This window comes from Arthrobacter sp. 10T425 (genome assembly GCF_056393985.1).
The window spans coordinates 160,096-178,866 of record NZ_JBFTGZ010000006.1; the positions used below are offsets into that span (position 1 = coordinate 160,096).

Consider the following 18,771-nt stretch of genomic DNA (forward strand, 5'->3'; position numbering starts at 1 on the left):
ATCATGACCATCACCCAGACCAAGACAAAGTCGCCGGCGCCCGATGAGCGCGTCGCCAAGCGCAGTCCGTTCCAGAAACTGCTCGGACGTCCCGAGGTCGGTGCCCTGGTGGGCGCGATCGTCCTCTTCATCTTCTTCGCGTTGGTGTCCCCGACCTTTACCCAGCCCGGTGCCCTGGCGACCATCCTGTACGGGTCCTCTACGATCGGGATCATGGCGGTGGGGGTGTCCTTGCTGATGATCGGCGGGGAGTTCGACCTCTCCACCGGCGTCGCCGTGATCACCTCGGCGCTGACGGCGTCGCTGTTCAGCTGGTACTTCACCACGAACGTCTGGGTCGGCGTCGGGCTGGCCCTGGTGGTCTCCCTGTCCGTCGGGTTCATCAACGGCTGGATTCTGATCAAGACCAAGCTGCCGTCCTTCATCGTCACCCTGGCGACGTTCCTGATGCTGACCGGCCTGAACCTGGGCCTGACCCGGCTGATCGGCGGCTCGGTGTCTTCGCCCTCGATCTCGACCATGGACGGTTTCGCATCGGCCCGGGCGGTGTTCGCCTCCTCGGTGAGCGTCGGCGGCGTCGACATCAAGATCACCGTGTTCTACTGGTTCGCGCTCGTCGCGGTCGCGACCTGGGTGCTGATGCGGACCCGGGTGGGGAACTGGATCTTCGCCGTGGGCGGGGACGCGAACGCGGCCCGCGCCGTGGGCGTGCCGGTCAAGGCCACCAAGATCGGTTTGTTCATGGCCGTGGGGTTCTGCGCCTGGATTCTGGGCATGCACAACCTCTTCGCCTTCGACACCGTGCAGTCCGGTGAGGGCGTGGGCAACGAGTTCCTCTACATCATCGCCGCGGTGATCGGCGGCTGCCTGCTCACCGGCGGGTACGGCTCGGCGATCGGCGGCGCGATCGGCGCGTTCATCTTCGGCATGGCCAACAAGGGCATCGTCTACGCGCAGTGGAACCCGGACTGGTTCAAGTTCTTCCTGGGCCTGATGCTGCTGCTGGCCACCATCGTCAACCTCATCGTCAAGCGCCGCGCGGAACTGAAGTAGAAGGGCCCCGGAACCATGAATGCCAAAGAGATCGACCAGCAGACCCTGCTGCAGAACGAAAACGATCCCCTCACCCACACCCCGGTGCACCTGCTCTCCCTCGACGGGGTCGGGAAGCACTACGGGAACATCATCGCCCTCTCCGAGGTCACCATGGCGGTGGACAACGGCCGCGTCACCTGCGTGCTGGGCGACAACGGTGCGGGCAAGTCCACGCTGATCAAGATCATCGCCGGCCTGCACCAGCACGACGCCGGGGTCCTGAAGATCATGGGGGAGGAGCGGAAGTTCAGCTCCCCCCGGGACGCCCTGGACGTCGGGATCGCCACGGTCTACCAGGACCTCGCCGTGGTGCCTTTGATGCCGATCTGGCGGAACTTCTTCCTTGGCTCGGAACTGACGTCCGGCTTCGGCCCGTTCAAGAGCATGGACGTCGAGAAGATGAAGGACATCACGCTCAAGGAACTCGCCGCGATGGGCATCGACCTGCGCGACGTCGAGCAGCCCATCGGCCAGCTCTCCGGCGGTGAACGCCAGTGCGTCGCGATCGCCCGGGCCGTGTACTTCGGCGCGAAGGTCCTGATCCTGGACGAGCCCACCGCGGCCCTGGGCGTGAAGCAGTCCGGCGTGGTGCTCCGCTACATCCTGCAGGCCCGCGACCGCGGCCTCGGGGTCATCTTCATCACCCACAACCCGCACCACGCCTTCCCTGTCGGGGACCGGTTCCTGCTGCTCAAACGGGGCAAGTCGATCGGCTATTACGACAAGAAGGACATCACCCTGGACGAGCTCACCGCCCAGATGGCCGGCGGCGCGGAACTCGCCGAACTCGCCCACGAACTCGAACAACTCGGCGGCCACAGCGACGTCGTCAAGGAAGTCCAGGGCGAAGTCGCCGACGTGTCCCAGACCACCGGCAAGACCTACGGGTAACTGCCGCCCCAACTCCTGAAAGGACAAGCCTTTGGCTTACCTCAACCGCAATGCCTCCGACGCCGTCCTACCCGTGCGAATCGGACTTATCGGCTCGGGCTGGATGGGCGCCTTCCACGCCGAGAGCATTGCCCGCCGGGTCCCCGGCGCCGTCCTTGCCGCCATCGCGGATCCGAACCTGGAATCCGCCGGGGCGCTGGCTGGCGCCCTGGGCACCACGAAGGTGACCGCCGACGCTGCCGATCTCCTGGCCGACCCGGCGATTGACGCCGTCGTCATCGCCAGCCCCGCGCGTTTCCATTCCGCCCTGATCGGCCAGGCCGCAGCGGCCGGAAAGCACGTCTTCTGCGAGAAGCCCGCCGGTCAGGGGCTCGAGGAGCTCGACGCAGCCCTTGACGCCGTCGACGCCGCCGGGGTGCACTTCCAGATCGGCTTCAACCGCAGGTACGCCGCAGACTTCCAAGCGGCCAAGAAGGACCTCGCCGCCGGAATCGTGGGGCAGCCGCAACTGCTTCGTTCGCTGACCCGGGACCCGGGCACGGGGAGCATCGGCCACGCCGCAAGGATCCCCGCGTGGACCATCTTCCTCGAAACCCTGATCCACGACTTCGACACCCTGAACTGGTTCAACGAAGGCGCCGAACCTGTGGAGGTCTATGCGGTTGCCGACGCGCTTGTGGAGCCGGGACTGCGGGACCAGGGGTTCCTGGACACCGCCGTCGTGACCATCCGCTACAGCAACGGCGCGATCGCCGTCGCCGAGGCAAACTTCAGCGCGCTGTACGGTTACGACATCCGCGGCGAGGTTTTCGGCTCCAAGGGCATGGTCCAGGCCGGCCGCGCCACCGAAACCGCTGCCCGCCGGTTCACAGCCGAGGGGATGTCCGCCGACACCCCACGGCTGAACGTCGAGCTCTTCCGGCAGGCCTACACAGACGAGCTGGCGGACTTCGCCGACGCCGTGCGCGCCCGGCGTGACGGTACCGCTCCGGAGTCGAAGCCCTTCACTCTCACTCCGGGAGCCAGCGACGCCCGGCGCGCACTGGCCGTGGCGCTGGCCTGCATCGAGTCCGTCAAGCGGGGGACCCCGGCAACGGTCAACACAGTGGCCGTCAACGAGAACGTGGTCCTCTGATGCGGCTCGCCGTGTGCGCTGAGATGGTCTTTACGGACTTGCCGTTCACGGAGCGGGTGCGCCGGCTCCACGAGGCCGGCTTCGACGTCGAACTCTGGGACTCGCGGCCCAAGGACATCGGCGCGCTCAAGGCCACCGGGGCGGTGTTCTCCTCCATGACCGGATACAGCTCCGGCAGCCTCGTGGATCCGGACACGGCGGACGAGGTGGTGCGGACCGCCGAGTCCCTGATCCCCACCGCCCTGGAACTTGGCGTCAGCCGTATGGTGGTCCACCCGGCGGAACTCGTCGACGGCCACGCGGCGCGGCCTGTCTACCGCTCCAGCGGACACATGTGGGCCACCGGCGCCCGGACCCTGGAACGGCTCGGGAAGCTCGGTGAGAAGCACGGGGTGACGTTCTGCCTCGAGAACCTCAACACCATCCGGGACCACCCCGGCATCCCGCTGGCACGGGCCAAGGACACCCTGGCGCTCGTGCAGGCGGCCGGGCACCCGAACGCCAGGCTCATGCTGGATCTCTATCACGCCCAAATGGGGGAGGGGAACCTGGTCGAGCTCGTCCGGACCGCCCTGCCATACCTCGGCGAAATCCAGGTGGCAGACGTTCCCGGCCGTTGCGAACCCGGAACCGGGGAAATCAACTACGCGGCCGTGGCCAGGGCGCTCGCGGACGCAGGCTACGAAGGAACCGTGGGCATGGAAGCGTGGGCCAGTGGCGACAGTTATGCGGCCCTGGAGGCCTTCCGTGCGGCGTTCACCGTGCCCGCACCAAACATGAGAGTAGAAGTATGAAAGACGTAATCCTTGGACTCGCCGGCGTTGGGCGGATCGGGGTCATGCACGCCAACAACATCGCCGCACTCAACGAGGTCCTGAACCCACAAGGGATCCGTGTCCGCCTCCGCCTCACCGACGTCGCCGAAGAGCACGCCCGGACGGTGGCAAGCGGTCTCGGTGCCGAATTCCTGCCCTCGGTCCAGACGCTGCTGGCCTCGGGGCTGGACGGCCTGGTCATCGCCACCGGAACCGGAACCCACCCCGAGCTCATCAAGGCCGGCGTGGACGCCGGGATCCCGGTGTTTTGCGAAAAGCCTGTGGCCCTGAACGTGGCCGACGCCCTGCCGGTGCTCGACTACATCCGGGACCGGAACGGCGTGGTGCAGATCGGGCATCAGCGCCGGTTCGACGCCGGCTACCTGGAGGCCCGCCGCGCTTACCAGGCCGGCGAGCTGGGCTGGATCCATTCCCTGCGTGCCGTCACGTGCGACATGACGCCGCCCCCGGTCGAGTTCCTGGCCAGCTCCGGCGGGCTCTTCCGTGACTGCTCGGTCCACGATTTCGACATCCTGCGCTGGCTCACAGGCCGCGAAATCGTCGAGGTCTACGCCAAGGGCTCCAACAACGGGGATCAGGCCATCGGTGAGGCCGGCGATGTGGACACGGCCCTCGCGCTGGTGACGTTCGACGACGGCACCGTGGGAACGGTTTCGGCGACCCGCTACAACGGGGCGGGCCATGATGTCCGGCTGGAAATCCAGGGCTCCCGCGGCTCGCTGATGGTGGGCCTGGACGACAAGACGGCATTGGCCTCCGCCGAAGCGGGGATCGCTTTCCCCGCGGGGAAGCCGCATCTGACGTTTGCCGAGCGGTTCGAGACGGCGTACCGTTCCGAAATGGAGGCGTTCGTCGAACTCATCCTTGGCCGCCGGGAGAATCCATGTACTCCGGAAGACGCCGTCGCGGCCTCCCGGGTTGCCGATGCCGCCCAGGAATCGCTGGCCACCGGTGCCCCGGTCAAGGTGACGGTGAGCGTCGGCGGCTGATTACGGACCGGGGCGTCCGGCTCAGGGCCGGGTGCGGCACGCCTCGACGAAGGCCCGGAACGGCGCGAGCCGCTCCCCGGCCGGGAGCTCCAGGGCCTCGGGGTGCCACTGGACCGAGGCCACCCAGCGCTCCGGATCCTCCAGCGCCTCGACGGTCCCGTCCTCGGCCACGGCCGTCACCTGCAACCCTCCGGCCACCCGGGCCACGGCCTGATGGTGGCCGGAGGCGATCTTCACGTTCACGGCACCGGAACCGCCGCCGTAGAGCGCGGCCACCCTGGAGCCGGCCCGCACCGCCACCTCATGCCAGGCCCACGGGCCGGCCCCGTGCACCGGCGCGGGCTCGCGGTGCGCCACCGTCCCCGGCGCCATGTCCTGGATGAGCGTCCCGCCGTAAAGCACATTGAGCAGCTGATGCCCGCGGCAGATGCCGAACACAGGCAGCCCGGCGTCGATCGCAAGACGCGCCACGGCGAGATCCAGCGCGTCCTGGGCAGGGCTGACGTCGTAGCAGACGTCACCGCGCAGCTCGCCGTAGAGGGCGGGGTCGAGGTCCCCGCCGCCGGGAAGGACGACGCCGTCAAGGCAGGCCATCGCCGCGGCGAGGCCGCCGTCGTCGGGCCCCGAAGCGTCGAGCAGCACCGGTTCGCCGCCGCCCTCGCGCAGCAGCCCCACGATGTACTCGAACAATGCGTTGGCTTCCGCCACGCGCGGGTCGGGATCGGAGGAACTGCTGAGGCGGACGGGAACGCCGATGCGCGGCCGGCCGCGAAGGGGGTTGCGGGAAGTCTGCATGCCTCATTCTGCAACACGATCGCGGACTAGGATTACTAGATGAATCCCCGCTATCTCGTGTCCCGCAGCCGGTACATCGCCGCCGCCCCCGAAGCCATCTTCGAGGTGCTCGCCACGCCTGCCCTGCACAGCGTGATCGACGGCTCGGACACGGTCAAGGGCGTCCAGCCGCGCGGGCCCGGACGGCTGTACCTCGGCGCCAGGTTCGGCATGCAAATGCGCATGCGGGTGAACTACAAGATCCTGAACAGGGTCTGCGAGTTCGAGGAAGGCCACCGGATCGCGTGGCGGCACTTCTACGGCCACGTGTGGCGCTACCTGCTGGATCCGGCCACGGGCCCGGACGGTACCCCCGGCACGCTGGTGACCGAGCAATGGGACGCGCGGCGGGTCCGTGGAAAGAGCTTTCTCCGGCTGGCCGGCTACCTGCGCCGCCATCCGGTCAATTTGGAACAGACGCTTGCCAAGCTCGACGCCTACATGGCTGCGCACCCGGACATGGGTAATGTGGATGGCAGCACGAAACGAGACTGAAGGTGGGAACTGGGATGGGCCGCAGGACACTGGTCGACGATCTCGTCGACGGCCTGCTGACCGAAATCCTTGACGGAAAGCTCCTGCCCCACAACCCGATTCCGCCCGAGGCCGACATCGCCAAGGCCTACGGCGTTAGCCGGCTCACCGTGCGTGAGGCCCTCAAAGCCCTCCGGGCGCAAAACATCCTCTATGTGAAGGCCGGCCGGGGAACCTTCGTCAATCCCACGGACAACTGGACCGGTCTGGACGCGATCTTCAAGGCAGCCTCCCATGGCAATGCGGCCGACCAGGTCTCGGTGGGGCTGATTGAGATGCGCCGCATGGTGGAGACCGGGGCCGCGGCGCTCGCCGCCAAACGCTATACCCCGGAGCAGGCCGAGCGCATGCGCGAGTGCATCGCGGACATGAAGCGCTTCCACGACTCCGGCGACCTGGACCGCTTCGTGGAGGCGGACATTGGTTTCCACGACGCCGTCCTGAAGGCGTCCGGCAACCCCTTTGTCCGGGCCCTGTTCGCCCAGCTGGGCCAGCTGCTGTACGTGACCCGGCGCGAAACGTCGGCCGTCGAGGTGATCCAGCAGCACGCCATCGATTACCACCAGCGGGTCCTGGACAGCATTCTCAGCGGCGACGCCGAGCGCTCGCGGCAGGCGATGGATGAGCACATGGACCAGACCAATGCGGACTACGAACGCTACGTCCGGGGCGCCAAGTCCTGACGTCCGCCTCCGGACTCTTGACGTAATCCGAATCACATTCTAAGATTTTGGCTAGTTCCTGAATCAGATGTCTGACATCTGACTCAATAAGTATCCTGCAGCACGCGCTTCCAGTCGGGCAGGATGATCACCCCAATCCACCGCTTTCCTCACCCGGCACAGCCGCAGGGCAGGAAAACACTTAAGAAGGTCGATGATGACTTCATTAACCCCCAAGTCCTTCGGACTCGGCGAACTGGGCGACCGCACGCTCCGCAAGGTCCGCCGCCGCGTCATGCCCCTGATTGTCCTGCTCTACTTCGTTGCCTACCTGGACCGCAACAACGTCGGATTCGCCAAACTCACCATGAGCGAGGACATCGGCCTGAACTCCGCTGCCTACGGTCTGGGCGCCGGCATCTTCTTCCTTGGCTACGCCCTCCTGGAGGTTCCCAGCAACGCCGGCATGTACCGGTTTGGAGCCCGGAAATGGCTGGCCCGCATCCTGATCACGTGGGGCATCTTCGCCACCGCCATGTGCCTGGTGAACGGGGAAACCACGTATTACATCGTCCGGTTCCTGCTCGGTGCCGCCGAGGCCGGGTTCTTCCCGGCGATCCTGTTCTACCTGACGCTGTGGTTCCCTGCCGCGCAGCGCGTCACCGTGCTGGGCATCTTCATCCTTGCCCAGCCCGTATCCAACGCGCTCGGCGCCCCGGTGTCCGGGCTCCTGCTGCAGATGGACGGCGTCATGGGCCTCCAGGGCTGGCAGTGGCTCTACATCATCGAAGGCATCCCGGCGATCGCCCTCGGCCTGCTGACCCCCATCCTCATGACTGACCGTCCGCGGGACGCCAAATGGCTCGAAGCCGACGAGCGCAACTGGCTCACCGCCACCATGGACGCCGAACTGGCCGCCAAGTCCCAGTCGGGCAAGCACAACTTCATGGCCGGGCTCAAGGACAAGCGCACCCTGGTCTACTCCGCCCTGTACTTCGGCCTGGTGTGCGGGATTTACGGCCTGGGCCTGTGGATGCCCACCATCGTCGCGGCCCTGGGCAAGTTCTCCACGGCAGAGGTCGGCTTCATCGTCTTCATCCCCTATGCCGTGGCCGCAGTATTCGTCTACTTCTGGAGCAAGCGCGCGGACCGGACCGGCAAGCGTGCCTGGCACGCCTCGGTCAGCATGGTGCTTGCGGGCGTCGGGCTCGTGGCCGCCGGCTACCTGCTGCCGGTCAACCCGTTCCTCGCGATGGTCGGTCTGACGCTCTCCGCCATGGGGATCTACGGGGCGATCGCCCCCTTCCTCTCGATGCCCTCCGCGGCACTGACCGGTGCGGCTGCCGCTTCCGGGCTGGCCCTGGTGAACTCCCTCGGAAACCTCGGCGGCTTCATCTCCCCGTACGCGGTCGGCCTCCTCAAGGACGCCACCGGAAGCAACCAGAGCGGGCTCCTGTTCCTGTCCCTGTGCCTGTGCATCACGGCCGTGGCCACCTACCTGTACGCCCGCCGGCGCCCCGAAGGCGACGCCAGCCTTGACCCCGCGGTCGCAGCGGCTGCCGCCGTCGACCCGGCCAAAGTATCCTGATCCGAAACCCCCGAAGGAATCTTCGTCATGACATCAAATACCCCGTTCCCCACTGAACGCACCGTGGTCCTGACCGGAGCCGCGTCAGCCCGCGGCATCGGCCGTGCCGCCGCCGACCGCCTGGCCAGCGAGGGCTGGTCCATCGCAATCCTGGACATCAATGCCGAGGACGCCAGCGCCGCTGCCGCCGAAATCGGTTCCAACCGTGCGGTCAAGGCCATCGGCGTCGGTGCGGACGTCTCCGACGCCGCGTCGGTTGACCGGGCCATCACCGAGATCGAGGGCTCGCTGCCCCCGATCGTCGCGCTGGCCAACCTGGCCGGCATCAGTTCCCCGACGCCGTTCATGGACACCACTGTCGAGGAATGGGACAAGGTCTTCGCCATCAACATGCGCGGATCCTTCATCGTTTCCCAGCGCGTGCTCAAAGGCATGATCGAGCGCAAGCTCGGCCGGATCGTGAGCATCTCCTCGATTTCGGCACAGCGGGGCGGCGGCACCTACTCAAAGGTCGCCTACAGCGCCTCCAAGGCCGGAATCATCGGATTCACCCGCGCCCTGGCCCGCGAGGTGGGCGAGTTCGGGGTCACGGTCAACGCCATCGCCCCAGGCCCCATCGACACCGACATCATGGGCGGCACCCTGAGCGAGGAACGCAAGGCGCAGATGTCTGAGGGCATCATGATGGGGCGGGTCGGCAGCCGCGAGGAAGTGGCGGCCCTGATCGCCTTCCTGCTCGGCCCGGACGCCGGTTACATCACCGCGGCCACCTATGACATCAACGGCGGCCTCCAGGTCTCCTAATCCGCACGCACCCCCGTTGCGCTATCACTTTTGGGCCTTAAGATCCCGGAATGGCCACTAAGAGTGATAGCGCAACGGGGGAGCTTGGCCACGGTCTAGGCTGGCTCCATGAACGCCGCCCGCAGCCTTCACCCCAGCCCCCGCACGTTGGAGGTCGAGAGCCTTGCCGGTTTCGACCGGCTGGTCGCGGCGGGGGCGCGCAGCATGCACGGCTGGCATGTCCAGTCGCTGGACCTGCGGGGCCGCCGGGCCCAGCTGGAGGCGCTTGAGGCCCAGGGCGCGGTCTTCCTGGGCTGCAGGTTCGACGACGGTGTGGAGGACTTGCTGCGCAGCCGGGGCGCCCTCATCTTTCCCCGGCTCACGGCCGTGCCGTTCAACCCCTACCGCGGGCAGCTGTACACGCCGCAGGAACTCTATTCCGGGATCGCCACCTCACCCTACGAGGACACGCTCGACGCGCGGGTGTACCAGTGGAGCATCCGGCCGGGCCAGCGACGCCGGCTGGATGCGACGCTGGCCGCCGCCCTGCATGACCACTCGATCGGCGTGGCCCTCGACGAACTGGCCGGCACCTATCTCCGCGCCGGCCGCACGATGGTGGGGGTCATGGGCGGACACATTGCCCGCCGCGGCACCGCCGTCTTTGAGGGAGCCGCGCTGCTGGGCCGGCTGCTGGCCCGCAGCGGCCGGGTGGTAGCCACGGGCGGCGGCCCCGGGGCCATGGAGGCCGCGAATCTTGGCGCCTTCCTCAGCGAGGCCCCCGAACCGGACTTCCGGCGGGCCCTGGCCGACCTCTCGGCGGTGCCGTCCTTCCGCCCCTCGGTGGCCGCCTGGGCGCGGACGGCCGCGGCGGTCGCCCAACGCCACCCGGCGGGTGTGCCGTCGCTGGGGATTCCCACATGGTTTTACGGCCATGAACCACCGAACTTCTTTGCCACGCATGTGGCCAAATACTTCGCGAATGCCATCCGGGAAGCCATCCTGCTTGAACTGTGCAACGGCGGCATCGTCTTTTTGCCGGGTTCGGGCGGCACGGTCCAGGAGATCTTCCAGGACGCCTGCGAGAACTACTACGCCGCTCCGGAAACCGTCACTCCCATGGTCCTGGTGGGTCACGAACACTGGCTGCGGCGATTCCCGGCCTGGCCCCTCTTACAGAGCCTGGCGTCAGGGCGCCGGATGGAGGGAAGGATCTTCCTGGTCGATACGGTCGAAGAAGCCCTTGAGGCGCTGGAGCGCTAGGGGGTCAGAGATCCTTGCGGCACTGGGCGTGGCCGAGCTCGTAGAGTCCGTTCAGGTCGCCGGCGGCAAGCCCGTCCGGGGCTCCGATCTCGGGGTACATCAGCTGGGCCGGGTCATCGACATGCTCCAGGCCCATCACATGGCCGAGCTCGTGCAAGATCACGGCCGTGGCATAGGCCGCTCCCTCGGAGCGGTCCAGGTCTTCCGCGATTTGCGGGGCATCCAGCTCCAGGCTGCCGGTGACGAAGCTCTTGGGGCCGTCGCCGAAACTGAAGTGTGTGCTTCCGCCTGTGCCGATCACCGGGCCTTTGAGCTGCGGCGCCTGCTCCGGGGTGGTCCAGGCGATCAGCAGCGGCGCCCACCGGTCCCCGTAGAGATCCTTTTGGTAGGGCGCACGTGTGGACGAGGGGGCCTCGGACGTGGGGCCGTCATTGATGAAGGTGATTCCGGTGGCCTCCGAGATCGTCCTGATCGAGTCGTCCACGAGCCGCTCGGCACCCGGCGGGGCCAGGGCGGCATTGATGACGTAGTGCAGCGGGCGGCACGGCGAGTAACCCACCGGAGTGCCGTCGTCATTCGTTGCGAGGAACTTGTACGAGGTGCTGGCGGCCTCCGGTTTCCGGGCCGCGCCGAGGGGGTGGTCCTGCTCCTCGAGCCCGGGCGGGGGAGTGTCCGTCCGGTCTTCGCCGGCCGGCACGGCAGGCTGGCCGGATTTCTGGCCAGCCTGGGGCTGTGCCTGCAGGTCACTGCCTGCTTTGTTTTCTGCACTGTGCCCTGCGTTGTTCCCCGTTCCTCGGGAGACCTCGAAGAGGCCCGTGAACCTCGGATCGCCGTAGACGAGTCCGGCGGTGAGGAAGGCGCCGGCGGCGATCACCGCAGCGGCGGCGAGGTTCCTGATGATCCGCAGAGCGGTGGCTGGCCGGCTGTGCCGAGGTCCGCGGTCCCGAAATTCAGGGCCGTCCACTAGCCAACCACGGCGCCGAAGGCCATGCCCAGCAGGTACGTCACGCCCGCGGCACCCATGCCGATGGCCAGCTGGCGCACGCCGCGGGTGGCGGGCGAGGTACCGGAGAGCAGGCCCACAACGCCGCCGGTAAGCAGCAGCGCCAAGCCGACGAGGGACGCGGAAACCACCAGTGCGGCGAGTCCTGTCATGCCCAGCAGGAAGGGAATGATGGGCACGATCGCGCCCGAGGCGAAGAAGCAGAAGCTCGACGCCGCCGCGCCCCAGGCGGTGCCGACCGCCTCGTGCTGGTCCTCGCTTTCGGGCAGTTCCGGACGCAGGGACAGGCTGGGATCGCAGTCGCAGTCCAACAGGCCCATCCGCTCCGCGACGCGGTGCTCGGCGGCCTCCCGGGACATGCCGCGGGCCAGGTAGACGAGGAGGAGTTCGTTGTGCTCGATATCGAGCAGCGGCGCCGCCGCCAACGTGATCTGGGTGGGTCGGGTCGCGGCGAGGAGCTCCCGCTGCGACCGCACGGAAATGAACTCGCCGGCCCCCATGGACAGTGCGCCGGCCAGCAGCCCGGCGACGCCGCTGAGGAGTACCACCTGGCTGCCCACGCCCGAGGCCGCCATGCCCATGACGAGGGACAGGTTGCTGACCAGCCCGTCGTTGGCGCCGAAGACGGCGGCGCGGAACGTTCCGGCCAGCCGGTTGCGGCCCCGGGTGGCCAGCCCGCGGACCACTTCTTCGTGGATCTGCTCGTCGGCGACCATGGCCGGGGTGGCGAACGATTCGGTGGCGTACGGGGAGCGGCTCTCCGCCCGCTGGGCCAGGGCCAGGACGAAGACCGAGCCGAAGTGCCTGGCCAGGAAGCCCAGGAACCGGCTCCGGAGGGAGGCATGCCGGTCCTTGCCGGCGTGATCGCCCAGCAACTGGAGCCAGTGCGCTTCATGGCGTCCCTCGGCCTCGGCCAGCGCCAGCAGGATGGCGCGTTCCTCCCCGGCGCGGTTCTGCGCCAGGTCCCGGTAGACGGCCGCCTCGGCACGTTCATCGGCGAGATACTGTCGCCAGCGCTTGATGTCCGCTGCGCTGGGCGCTGCGCTCGCGTCTGTTGCGGGCGAGGGGCTCGGTGCGCTGACGGGAGCGGCAGTGGAGGGAGCCGCCCCGGGGCCAGCAGAGGCGTGCGGCGAGGCGGGGCGCGGGTCCGTATCGCGGACCGAAGAGGGCTGTGTCGGGTGGTGCTGCGAAGAATCGTTGCGGTCCGATTCGGTGTGCTGAGACACGAAAAACTCCTGGGTTTGGTCGGGCATGGTCCGGCCCCATTGCGACTCCAGACTACCCCGTATTTCCGCGCTTTTCCGGCTGGCAATCCTCAGTGGAAAGTTTAGGGAGGCCGTAACTGCCCTGCCCCGGCGGGCCCGCCCGCAGCCGCTTTCCGGCAGCAATTGTGAGCCCTTGACCGCCCGGGTCCGCGGTGTTCGAATGAAACCCAGGGCGGGCTCCCCGGGGCCTTGCCGCCACCGAAGCCGCATGGAGGTTGCATCATGGATAGCACCGCATCACATCCCATCCAGCCGGCCCGGGAGTCACTCGAGTCCGATCCCGCCTACGACTACGCCGAGGACGCGCCCGTCAGTGATGCCGCGGAGACCGAGGACGAGGAGCTTCTCGAAGAGGCCGACCGGCTCGTTCCCCTGGACGCGGAAGACTTCCTGGGCGACGAGAAGCCGGTGGTACCCGTGGAAGGTGAAGAATTCCTTGCGCCGGAGGAAAATGAGTGATCCTCCCGCGGCCCGTTAAGTTGCCTAAAGGCCGACGGCGGCGCCCCCGAATGGGGAGCGCCGCCGTCGACCTTTAACTTGCGGTCTAGACCCAGCCGGGCCTGGGCCCTAGTGCGTGAGGGCCGGGGCCTTTTCTTCCTCGGCCGCGCGGCCGGCGACACGCCGGCGCCAGTTCTGCATGACCGCGGGATCCGTCGGCTTGGTCAGCAGCGACACCGCGATGTAGACGACCGCGGAAGCCGCCAGGCCGTAGTAGATCGGCTCGTTGGCGTAGATGCCGTCCAGCGGAACCTCGGCGTTGATTTCCAGGATGATCATGGTGCCGAGCGTGATGACCGAGCCCACCGCCATGGACGCCGCGGCGGCGACGCCGGTGCCGCGCTTCCAGACCAGGCCGCCAAGGATGGCCACGAGCAGGCCGCCTACCAGGATGTCGTACGCAATGGTCAGGGCCGCGACAACGTCCTTGGTGACGATGGCGATCACGATTGCCACGATGCCCAGGCCCAGGACCCACATGCGGTTGGCCTTGACGTCGTGTTCCGGGTTGTCGGTGTCATCGGTGTTGACCGTCTTGCCGAACCAGCCGGCAACGAACGGCAGCACATCGGCGCGGGCCACGGTGGCGGCCGCGATCAGGGCGCCGGAGGCGGTGGACATCATGGCGGCGACGGCGGCGGCCAGCACGAGGCCGCCGATGCCGATGGGCAGCAGGTGGGTGGCGACCTCGGCGTAGACGACGTCCTTGCCCAGGGCCTTGACGTCGATCTGCGGCAGGGCCACCCGGGCGCCGAGGCCGATCAGGGCGCCGGCTGCGCCGTAGAGGATGCAGTAGATGCCGGCCGTGGCGCCGCCCCAGCGGGCGACTTCAGGCGTCTTGGCGGTGAACACACGCTGCCAGATGTCCTGGCCGATCAGCAGGCCGAGGGTGTACACCACAAAGTACGTGATGATCGTCTGGGCGCCGATGCCGTCGATCTGGAAGAAGGTGGCGTCCACCCGGCTGCGGATCCCGTCGAGGCCGCCGGCGGCGTTGAGCGTGAACGGCAGCATCAGGAAGAAGATGCCGACCGTCTTGATGACGAACTGGACCTGGTCGGCCAGCGTGATGGACCACATGCCGCCGATGGTCGAGTACACCAGCACGATTGCCCCGCCGACGGCGATCGCGAGGGCGCGGTCCCAGCCGAAGAGCACCACGAAGATGGTGGCGTAGGCGCCCGTGGAGGTGGCGCAGAGCATCAGCGTGTAGGCAAGCATGACGATGCCCGAGGTCTGCGTGGCGTTGCTGCCGTAGCGCAGGGTCAGCATCTGGGAGACGGTATAGATCTTCAGCTTCTGGATGGTGCTGGCGAAGAGCAGGCTCAGCAGCAGGACGCCGGCGCCGATTGCGACGACGAGCCACATGCCGGAGATGCCGAACTTGTAGCCCAGGCCCACGCCGCCGACGGTCGAGGCGCCGCCCAGGACGACGGCGGCCATGGTGCCGGTGTAGAGGAACGGACCGAGGCGGCGGCCGGCCACGAGGAAGTCGCTATTGTTCTTGGTGCGGGACTTGCCCCACCATCCGAACGCCAGCATGGCGGCCAGGTACACCACCACGATTGCGATGTTGACGAAAGTTGCGTCCATATAAAGGCTCCTTGGAGCTGGTTGACAGCGGATGCGGGCCTGCCGGGCCTCAACAGGGTGGTCGGCAAGGCTGCCGCTGCATGACGTGGGTAGAGGAGGATTTCCGTCGGAACCTCCGGTTTTGCCTTATAGGCAACACATGTTGCCCAGAAGAGTATGCTGTGACTCCGGTAACAGTCAAGACGCCGGGCGTGGTGCCGCCGCCTCCGCGTCACGAAGGCCCGCTCCCGCTAGGATTGCTCCAATGATGGGGCCAAGCGGCCGGCCGTGAAAGGTTCCTAAATGAAGGCACTACCAGTTGAACCGAGCAATGTTCCCGTTGCCATCGGTTCGCGGATCCGCGCCGCCAGGCAGTCCCAGCGGCTCACCATTGAACAGGTCGCAGACGCCACCGGGCTCACCAAGGGATTCCTGAGCCGGGTCGAGCGGGACCTGACCTCGCCCTCGGTTGCCTCCCTGGTAACGCTGTGCCAGGTTTTGTCGATCTCTATCGGCGACCTCTTCGCCGCCCCCGAAACGCACCTCACGAAGCAGAATGAGGGCCCTCGAATCTCCCTCGGCGGCGAGGGGATCGTCGAGCGGCTGCTGACCGCGCGCTCCGAGCGCCGCGTCCAGATCATCCAGGCCGTGATCGAGCCGCGCGGGCGCGGCGAGTCCGAACTCTATGCCGTGGACTGCGACGTCGACGTCCTGCATGTGGTCAAGGGCAGCATCCGCCTGATCCTCACGAATGAGGAATTCGAGCTCAGCACCGGAGACACCGTAACGTTCCCCGGCCGGGAACCCCACACCTGGGTCAATCCCACGGACGACGCCGTCGAGGTGCTGTGGGTGCTCGTACCCGCCGCCAGCCGCTGAGGGCATGAAAGCATCCGTAACCACCGCAAAAGTATCCGCACGGCGCACGCCGGAGATACACAGGACGAGCGGAAGCCGCTCGCGTCATCAACTGGGGGATCCATGAACCGCAACAACGTCTTTCTGTCCCTGGCCGTGGCCGCCGCGCTCGCGGCCGCCCTTGGCCTGAGCTCGTGCGCCGCCGCGGGCCAGCGGGCCGGCGAAACGGCAAGCGGTCCCGCCAGTGAAACCGCGGCCCCGGCGCAGCAGGAATCCGGTGCGGCTGCCCCGACCGCCTCCTCCGCCGCTTCGGCCCTGCCCTCGGCTGCCCCGAGCGCCTCCGCTACCCCCGTCCCGGCCGCGCCCACAGCCACGGCCAGCGCGGTGGCCGGCGTGAAAACCTTCACCTTCCCGGACGGGCACCTCTCCTTCTCCTATCCGAGCGGCTGGTCCGTCCGGTTGGTGGGCTCGCCCGGGAACGCGGCCAAGCTGCGGGACGTGCAGGCGGTCATCGCCGACGCCACCGGCAACGAACTGGCTTCCGTCACCAGCAGCACCAGCGCCAGCAACGCTTCCGGCCCTGTGGCCCGCACCGTGCTGGACACCGCCCCGGTGCCGGGGCTGAAAGATGTGGACGGCGAGCAGCTGGCCTTCGGCTTCGCGTTCGATTCCCTCGCCGACCAGTCCGATTTCCACATGAGCGTCCGCAAGCAACGCGACTTCGCGCCCGCGGTCTCTGACTCCGGCTCCGCCTACGTCAGCTTCGCCAACGGCGGGGCGGAGGCCAAGGTGCTCTTCGGCAGCCCGGCGTTTGCCTCCGTCGACGCCGCCAAGGCCTGGATGACCACGGAGCAGTACAGCCAGCTCAAGCGCCTGCTGCTCACCCTCAAGTACAGCTGACGTCCCTTTCCTTGGTGAGATCGGCCCTGGTGAGATGTGCGTCACATCCTGGCAATCTGCCGGAAACGGCAATTTAATGCCCGGAGCCGGCACGTAACGTGCCCGCAAGAATGGGAAAGCCTTCCCGAAACACGCCGTGAGTAGCGTCAACGGCGGGGGGACGCTCGTCAGTCCCAAACGTCACATGGTCTCGCCGCATCGGCGCCCTCGGAGCGCCGGCACTCGAGGAAGGCTCCCGCTATGAAGTTCTCTGTGCTTGCAGTAGGAATGGCAACAGATCCGCAGGTCCTTGACCCCGGATCGACCGCGTGGATGCTCACGGCGTCCGCTCTGGTCCTCCTGATGACCCCCGGGCTTGCGTTCTTCTACGGCGGGCTCGTCAGAATGAAGTCCGTCCTCAACATCATGATGATGAGCTTCGGCGCCATGGGCGTGGTGGCCGTCGTCTGGGCCCTGTGGGGCTATGGCCTGGCCTTCGGCCCGGATGCGCTGGGCGGCTTCGTCGGGGATCCCTTCACCAACTTCGGCCTGAGCGGGCTGACCACCAGCATCGGCTCCAAGGCGGCAGGCCTGCCGGACATGATCTTCGTCGGCTTCCAGGCCACGTTCGCCATCATCACCGTCGCACTGATCAGCGGCGCGGTGGCCGAGCGCGTCAGGTTCGGCCCCTGGCTCCTCTTTGCCGCCCTTTGGGTCACGCTCGTTTACGCGCCGATCGCGCACTGGGTCTGGGGCGGCGGCATTTTCGGACCTACCGGCATCATCGGCAGCAAGATCTCGGCCCTCGACTTCGCCGGCGGCACGGTGGTCCACATGAACGCCGGCATTGCCGGACTGATGCTTGCCGTGGTTCTGGGCAAACGGCTCGGCTTCATGAAAGACCCCAACATCCGCCCGCACAACCTGCCGTTCGTGATGCTCGGCGCAGGGCTGCTCTGGTTCGGCTGGTTCGGCTTCAACGCCGGCTCGGAACTCGCCGCCGACGCCACGGCCGCCCTGGCCTGGACCAACACGCTGCTCGCCACCAGCGCCGCCCTGCTGGGCTGGCTGCTCGTCGAGCGGCTGCGCGACGGGCATGCCACCTCGCTCGGCGCCGCCTCGGGAGCCGTCGCGGGACTCGTGGCAGTCACCCCGGCCTGCGGATTCATCGACCCCATCGGCGCCATCCTGATCGGCGCGATCGCCGGGGCCGTCTGCGCGCTCGCCGTCGGGCTGAAGTTCAAGATCGGACTCGACGACTCCCTGGACGTCGTGGCCGTGCACTTCGTGGGCGGCCTGTGGGGGACCCTGGCCCTCGGATTTTTCGCGCTTCCGTCCACCAAGACGGCCGGCGGCCTGTTCTACGGCGGCGGCCTGGCGCAGTTCTGGCCACAGATTCTCACCGCCTTGATCGTCACGGCATGGAGCGCCGCCATGACCACACTGATTGGCTTCGCGATCCACAAGAGCATAGGCATGCGCGTTTCCGAGGCCGACGAGCTCTCCGGCATTGACGTGACGGAGCACGCCGAAACGGCGTATGAGCTCCTCATGGTCGGCGGCAGCTTCCACCCCGGTGACCCGCATGCCCGGACTGATGCGGCCGAGGCCCACGCGACGGCCCACGCCGGGACCCCGGCCGAAGCCCCAGCCGGGACCAAAGCCGAGGCCGAGACCAACGCCGAGGCCGAGGGTGAGGCCGTCCGCGGCAGGGTGTCGTCATGAAGCTCGTCACGGCGATTGTGCGGCCGGAGCGGGTCGCGGCCGTTAGCGCGGCCCTGGAGCGGGCCGGGGTCAACGGCCTGACCGTGAGCCAGGCCAGCGGCTACGGCCGGCAGCGGGGCCATACCGAGGTGTACCGGGGCGCTGAATACAGCTCGGACCTGCTGCCCAAGGTGCGGCTCGAAGTCCTGGTCGACGAGGGCGCCCTCGGCGCCGTCATGGCTGCCATTGAAGAGGGAGGGCGCACGGGCCGCTTCGGCGATGGCAAGATCTGGATTATCGAGGTGCGCGACGCCGTCCGCGTCCGCACGGGGGAGCGGGGCGCGTCGGCCATCGCCTGAGGTTGGTAAACAACTGATGCGCA

At 67.6% G+C, this 18,771-nt stretch carries 19 protein-coding genes; 15 read left to right on the forward strand and 4 right to left on the reverse strand.

Annotated features, from left to right (window positions below; translation table 11 throughout):
* Positions 1-3: 3 nt before the first annotated feature.
* The 5 genes from AC1DDH_RS09520 to AC1DDH_RS09540 are packed head-to-tail and all read left to right on the forward strand — an operon-like array spanning position 4 to position 4,946.
* Entirely contained in the window at positions 4-1,053 is a 1,050-nt protein-coding gene (locus AC1DDH_RS09520; protein ID WP_028275613.1) for an ABC transporter permease, read from the forward strand.
* A gap of 15 nt (positions 1,054-1,068) precedes the next feature.
* Entirely contained in the window at positions 1,069-1,986 is a 918-nt protein-coding gene (locus tag AC1DDH_RS09525) for an ATP-binding cassette domain-containing protein (RefSeq protein WP_476851300.1), read from the forward strand.
* A gap of 31 nt (positions 1,987-2,017) precedes the next feature.
* Entirely contained in the window at positions 2,018-3,121 is a 1,104-nt protein-coding gene (locus tag AC1DDH_RS09530; RefSeq protein WP_476955303.1) for a Gfo/Idh/MocA family oxidoreductase, read from the forward strand.
* Positions 3,121-3,915, forward strand: coding sequence for a TIM barrel protein (locus tag AC1DDH_RS09535; RefSeq protein WP_476851302.1), 795 nt, complete (start codon positions 3,121-3,123; stop codon positions 3,913-3,915). The genes AC1DDH_RS09530 and AC1DDH_RS09535 overlap by 1 nt, the downstream gene beginning before the upstream one ends.
* Complete coding sequence (locus AC1DDH_RS09540; RefSeq protein WP_476955304.1) at positions 3,912-4,946, forward strand: Gfo/Idh/MocA family oxidoreductase; 1,035 nt, start codon at positions 3,912-3,914, stop codon at positions 4,944-4,946. Before AC1DDH_RS09535 ends, AC1DDH_RS09540 begins: the two co-directional genes overlap by 4 nt.
* Before the next feature lie 21 nt (positions 4,947-4,967).
* Here AC1DDH_RS09540 and AC1DDH_RS09545 read toward each other — a convergent pair whose 3' ends face one another.
* Positions 4,968-5,741 (reverse strand): gamma-glutamyl-gamma-aminobutyrate hydrolase family protein, encoded by a 774-nt coding sequence (locus tag AC1DDH_RS09545; protein WP_476931864.1) that lies wholly within the window; start codon positions 5,739-5,741, stop codon positions 4,968-4,970.
* Positions 5,742-5,780: 39 nt separating this feature from the next.
* Here AC1DDH_RS09545 and AC1DDH_RS09550 point away from each other — a divergent pair, with 39 nt between their 5' ends.
* The 5 genes from AC1DDH_RS09550 (at position 5,781) to AC1DDH_RS09570 (ending at position 10,610) form a co-directional block, all read left to right on the forward strand.
* Positions 5,781-6,275 (forward strand): SRPBCC family protein, encoded by a 495-nt coding sequence (locus tag AC1DDH_RS09550; protein WP_230008250.1) that lies wholly within the window; start codon positions 5,781-5,783, stop codon positions 6,273-6,275.
* A 14-nt stretch (positions 6,276-6,289) separates the two neighbouring features.
* Positions 6,290-6,997: a FadR/GntR family transcriptional regulator gene (locus AC1DDH_RS09555; RefSeq protein ID WP_079550394.1), complete on the forward strand. Its 708-nt coding sequence runs from the start codon at positions 6,290-6,292 to the stop codon at positions 6,995-6,997.
* Between the two features lie 193 nt (positions 6,998-7,190).
* On the forward strand, positions 7,191-8,564 hold the full coding sequence (locus AC1DDH_RS09560; protein ID WP_476851305.1) for an MFS transporter: 1,374 nt from the start codon (positions 7,191-7,193) through the stop codon (positions 8,562-8,564).
* A gap of 27 nt (positions 8,565-8,591) precedes the next feature.
* On the forward strand, positions 8,592-9,368 hold the full coding sequence (locus AC1DDH_RS09565) for an SDR family NAD(P)-dependent oxidoreductase (protein ID WP_476873511.1): 777 nt from the start codon (positions 8,592-8,594) through the stop codon (positions 9,366-9,368).
* 108 nt (positions 9,369-9,476) lie between these two features.
* On the forward strand, positions 9,477-10,610 hold the full coding sequence (locus tag AC1DDH_RS09570; protein WP_476955305.1) for an LOG family protein: 1,134 nt from the start codon (positions 9,477-9,479) through the stop codon (positions 10,608-10,610).
* A gap of 4 nt (positions 10,611-10,614) precedes the next feature.
* Here AC1DDH_RS09570 and AC1DDH_RS09575 read toward each other — a convergent pair whose 3' ends face one another.
* Both AC1DDH_RS09575 and AC1DDH_RS09580 read right to left on the reverse strand, forming a co-directional pair.
* Complete coding sequence (locus AC1DDH_RS09575; RefSeq protein WP_223914243.1) at positions 10,615-11,574, reverse strand: matrixin family metalloprotease; 960 nt, start codon at positions 11,572-11,574, stop codon at positions 10,615-10,617.
* Positions 11,574-12,866, reverse strand: coding sequence for a VIT1/CCC1 transporter family protein (locus AC1DDH_RS09580; protein ID WP_476955306.1), 1,293 nt, complete (start codon positions 12,864-12,866; stop codon positions 11,574-11,576). Before AC1DDH_RS09580 ends, AC1DDH_RS09575 begins: the two co-directional genes overlap by 1 nt.
* 234 nt (positions 12,867-13,100) lie before the next feature.
* On the opposite strand from AC1DDH_RS09580, the gene AC1DDH_RS09585 reads away from it, so the two are divergent.
* Complete coding sequence (locus tag AC1DDH_RS09585; protein ID WP_079550403.1) at positions 13,101-13,337, forward strand: hypothetical protein; 237 nt, start codon at positions 13,101-13,103, stop codon at positions 13,335-13,337.
* A gap of 108 nt (positions 13,338-13,445) precedes the next feature.
* Here the strand turns inward: AC1DDH_RS09585 and AC1DDH_RS09590 are convergent, their stop codons facing one another.
* Complete coding sequence (locus AC1DDH_RS09590; RefSeq protein ID WP_476851375.1) at positions 13,446-14,969, reverse strand: sodium:solute symporter family protein; 1,524 nt, start codon at positions 14,967-14,969, stop codon at positions 13,446-13,448.
* Between the two features lie 282 nt (positions 14,970-15,251).
* Between AC1DDH_RS09590 and AC1DDH_RS09595 the strand changes: the two genes are divergently transcribed.
* The 4 genes from AC1DDH_RS09595 to AC1DDH_RS09610 all read left to right on the forward strand — a co-directional run bounded on the left by AC1DDH_RS09595 (position 15,252) and on the right by AC1DDH_RS09610 (position 18,748).
* Positions 15,252-15,827: a helix-turn-helix domain-containing protein gene (locus AC1DDH_RS09595; protein ID WP_018775913.1), complete on the forward strand. Its 576-nt coding sequence runs from the start codon at positions 15,252-15,254 to the stop codon at positions 15,825-15,827.
* A 102-nt stretch (positions 15,828-15,929) separates the two neighbouring features.
* Positions 15,930-16,706, forward strand: a complete 777-nt coding sequence (locus tag AC1DDH_RS09600; protein WP_476873514.1) for a hypothetical protein — start codon at positions 15,930-15,932, stop codon at positions 16,704-16,706.
* A 240-nt stretch (positions 16,707-16,946) separates the two neighbouring features.
* Positions 16,947-18,410, forward strand: a complete 1,464-nt coding sequence (locus tag AC1DDH_RS09605; RefSeq protein ID WP_476873515.1) for an ammonium transporter — start codon at positions 16,947-16,949, stop codon at positions 18,408-18,410.
* Positions 18,407-18,748, forward strand: a complete 342-nt coding sequence (locus AC1DDH_RS09610; protein ID WP_230007931.1) for a P-II family nitrogen regulator — start codon at positions 18,407-18,409, stop codon at positions 18,746-18,748. The genes AC1DDH_RS09605 and AC1DDH_RS09610 overlap by 4 nt, the downstream gene beginning before the upstream one ends.
* The last annotated feature ends 23 nt before the right edge of the window (positions 18,749-18,771 follow it).

What these genes read in the sequence shown, in the direction of transcription:
- AC1DDH_RS09595 (WP_018775913.1), top strand. Translation starts at nt 15,252, where the DNA reads ATGAAGGCACTACCAGTTGAACCGAGCAATGTTCCCGTTGCCATCGGT.
- AC1DDH_RS09560 (WP_476851305.1), top strand. Translation starts at nt 7,191, where the DNA reads ATGATGACTTCATTAACCCCCAAGTCCTTCGGACTCGGCGAACTGGGC.
- AC1DDH_RS09545 (WP_476931864.1), bottom strand. Translation starts at nt 5,741, where the DNA reads ATGCAGACTTCCCGCAACCCCCTTCGCGGCCGGCCGCGCATCGGCGTT.
- AC1DDH_RS09610 (WP_230007931.1), top strand. Translation starts at nt 18,407, where the DNA reads ATGAAGCTCGTCACGGCGATTGTGCGGCCGGAGCGGGTCGCGGCCGTT.
- AC1DDH_RS09590 (WP_476851375.1), bottom strand. Translation starts at nt 14,969, where the DNA reads ATGGACGCAACTTTCGTCAACATCGCAATCGTGGTGGTGTACCTGGCC.
- AC1DDH_RS09580 (WP_476955306.1), bottom strand. Translation starts at nt 12,866, where the DNA reads ATGCCCGACCAAACCCAGGAGTTTTTCGTGTCTCAGCACACCGAATCG.
- AC1DDH_RS09525 (WP_476851300.1), top strand. Translation starts at nt 1,069, where the DNA reads ATGAATGCCAAAGAGATCGACCAGCAGACCCTGCTGCAGAACGAAAAC.
- AC1DDH_RS09585 (WP_079550403.1), top strand. Translation starts at nt 13,101, where the DNA reads ATGGATAGCACCGCATCACATCCCATCCAGCCGGCCCGGGAGTCACTC.
- AC1DDH_RS09550 (WP_230008250.1), top strand. Translation starts at nt 5,781, where the DNA reads ATGAATCCCCGCTATCTCGTGTCCCGCAGCCGGTACATCGCCGCCGCC.
- AC1DDH_RS09535 (WP_476851302.1), top strand. Translation starts at nt 3,121, where the DNA reads ATGCGGCTCGCCGTGTGCGCTGAGATGGTCTTTACGGACTTGCCGTTC.
- AC1DDH_RS09605 (WP_476873515.1), top strand. Translation starts at nt 16,947, where the DNA reads ATGAAGTTCTCTGTGCTTGCAGTAGGAATGGCAACAGATCCGCAGGTC.
- AC1DDH_RS09565 (WP_476873511.1), top strand. Translation starts at nt 8,592, where the DNA reads ATGACATCAAATACCCCGTTCCCCACTGAACGCACCGTGGTCCTGACC.
- AC1DDH_RS09555 (WP_079550394.1), top strand. Translation starts at nt 6,290, where the DNA reads ATGGGCCGCAGGACACTGGTCGACGATCTCGTCGACGGCCTGCTGACC.
- AC1DDH_RS09600 (WP_476873514.1), top strand. Translation starts at nt 15,930, where the DNA reads ATGAACCGCAACAACGTCTTTCTGTCCCTGGCCGTGGCCGCCGCGCTC.
- AC1DDH_RS09570 (WP_476955305.1), top strand. Translation starts at nt 9,477, where the DNA reads ATGAACGCCGCCCGCAGCCTTCACCCCAGCCCCCGCACGTTGGAGGTC.
- AC1DDH_RS09540 (WP_476955304.1), top strand. Translation starts at nt 3,912, where the DNA reads ATGAAAGACGTAATCCTTGGACTCGCCGGCGTTGGGCGGATCGGGGTC.
- AC1DDH_RS09520 (WP_028275613.1), top strand. Translation starts at nt 4, where the DNA reads ATGACCATCACCCAGACCAAGACAAAGTCGCCGGCGCCCGATGAGCGC.